This window comes from Moorena sp. SIO3I6 (assembly GCF_010672095.1).
This window is the reverse complement of record NZ_JAAHHU010001060.1, coordinates 1-1731: the sequence shown is the minus strand read 5'-3', so window position 1 is coordinate 1731 and position 1731 is coordinate 1. Positions and strand designations below refer to the sequence as shown.

The following is a 1731-nucleotide window of genomic DNA, read 5'->3' as shown; positions in this document are numbered from 1 at the left end:
CAAGAAAATAGATCAGCAAACTTCCTTTCGTCCTCACTTGGGATAAATACTGCTTTACTCGTCCAATGGTATTCTAGGAATTTCTGCTCACTATAAGGCTTGAGGATTTTTGCGAGCACCGACATAAATATTTGATAAAGATTAGCAACAAAAAATTTATACTAAGCAACTAGCTTGCACCAGAAACTAATTGAGAAAATTTCTCTAATTTCTGATACAAGCTCGGATTACTCCAAAATTATTAGCAACTAATTATTGCTAGCAATTCTGGGCTCAGAAGCAATAGCTACCTGAGAAGGCCAGACCGTCTCAGGATTCTTCGCTTCTGAGATCACCACCGTCAGCGTCAGTATTTAGGCAAGATTCATTAGTCTTACGAGGATTATTAGGAACGATTTCCTTGATTTCGAGTTTAATTTTGCTAACAGCACGCTTTTCAGCAGTCAATCCTTGGATTTGCTCTAACATAATTTGTCTCCATCTAGTGTAGATTCACCCTTTTGCTGCTTAACCTTTCGGCTATTGCTCGAAAAGCTCAGTGATTGGGTATGTTCTATAGACTTTAACTCAAAAGCAAGCCCAAATTCAATAATTGATAATAAATTTCGATAAAGTTTGCTCAAGCTTTCCTTTACCTTTAAGCTAAGAGTTAGGCTTAAAGAAGATAAACCTTGCTATAGTAAGGCTTGCTCTGGTTAGCTTAGCAATAAATATTATTAATCAACTATATATTTAAGCTGACTACATATAGTAAGCACTCTGCTCTTGCCTAGACGGGGCTTCCAAACATGGCAGGATGTTATTGGTTGTAGGTAAGATGCGATTTAAGTATTAAGATAATGCGCTAAGGAAATGGCCAAGCTAAGCTAATGGCTGAGGGCTGACAGCTGAGTGCTGTTCGCGCAGCGTGCGCTACGCGCATATGCTTACGATGCGATCGCATAAGCGCGGAAGCTAATGGCCAAAGGCCTCAGCCGCGCATCTTCCCTAACAAGGATATATAGAGTTTATCATAGCTATGAGCTACAAATAGTTTTTTCATTATTACCTGCTCCCTGCTCCGAAGTCCCTGCTCCCTGTTCCCTGTTCCCTGCTCCGAAGTCCCTGCTCCCTGTTCCCTAAAACCCATAAATTTGTACCTCATTAATTTGATAATTGCTATAGTGAGTATTCTTGAAGCAATACACGAAGACGGGAATGAGGTGCTCAGGTGGTAAGCTGTCACAGCAAGGTGGATAGACTCAGAAGTAGTACAGGAATAACGAAGAAAACGCTTCCAATATAGACAAAGGCTAAATACTTCCGCTCAGTAGCAACAGCAGCTAAGGTTTCTGCACCCAGGATTGGCATTTGTCTCAAAACAGGAATGCTGTAGATGATCACAACTCCGAGGGTGTTGTAAAGTAGATGCACTGTAGCTATTTCTAGACCAGGGATTGGATTGTCCGTTATTCCGGTAGCCGCAAGTAACGCAGTGATACAGGTTCCGATATTTGCCCCTAGGGTAAACGGATAAATTTCTTGTAAGCTCAATAAACCTGTACCAGCTAGGGGAACCATCAGGCTGGTGGTAGTGGAGGAAGATTGCACGATTACAGTGACTAGTGTCCCAGAAGCAATCCCAGCCATGGGACCGTTACCGATAGCAGTGTGTATCAACTCAAGACATATCTCCAAGCCCAAGTATCTCGCTATGTGGTGCCATCCAAGTTTGTGATTCTGGAAGATCTA

The 1731-nt window shown here is 42.0% G+C and carries 3 protein-coding genes; 1 reads left to right on the top strand and 2 read right to left on the bottom strand.

Annotation, left to right across the window (positions count from 1 at the left end):
• Nucleotides 1-309: 309 nt before the first annotated feature.
• Nucleotides 310-468, bottom strand: a complete 159-nt coding sequence (locus F6K49_RS46090) for a hypothetical protein (RefSeq protein ID WP_293109080.1) — start codon at nucleotides 466-468, stop codon at nucleotides 310-312.
• Between the two features lie 489 nt (nucleotides 469-957).
• Here F6K49_RS46090 and F6K49_RS46085 point away from each other — a divergent pair, with 489 nt between their 5' ends.
• Nucleotides 958-1122 (top strand): hypothetical protein, encoded by a 165-nt coding sequence (locus tag F6K49_RS46085; RefSeq protein WP_293109075.1) that lies wholly within the window; start codon nucleotides 958-960, stop codon nucleotides 1120-1122.
• Nucleotides 1123-1221: 99 nt separating this feature from the next.
• On the opposite strand, the gene F6K49_RS46080 is transcribed toward F6K49_RS46085, so the two are convergent.
• Entirely contained in the window at nucleotides 1222-1659 is a 438-nt protein-coding gene (locus F6K49_RS46080; protein ID WP_293109070.1) for a Na/Pi symporter, read from the bottom strand.
• Nucleotides 1660-1731 lie beyond the last annotated feature (72 nt).

Excerpts from the sequence above, each read along its gene's own strand:
- F6K49_RS46090 (WP_293109080.1), bottom strand. The coding sequence starts at position 468 with ATGTTAGAGCAAATCCAAGGATTGACTGCTGAAAAGCGTGCTGTTAGC.
- F6K49_RS46085 (WP_293109075.1), top strand. The coding sequence starts at position 958 with ATGGCCAAAGGCCTCAGCCGCGCATCTTCCCTAACAAGGATATATAGA.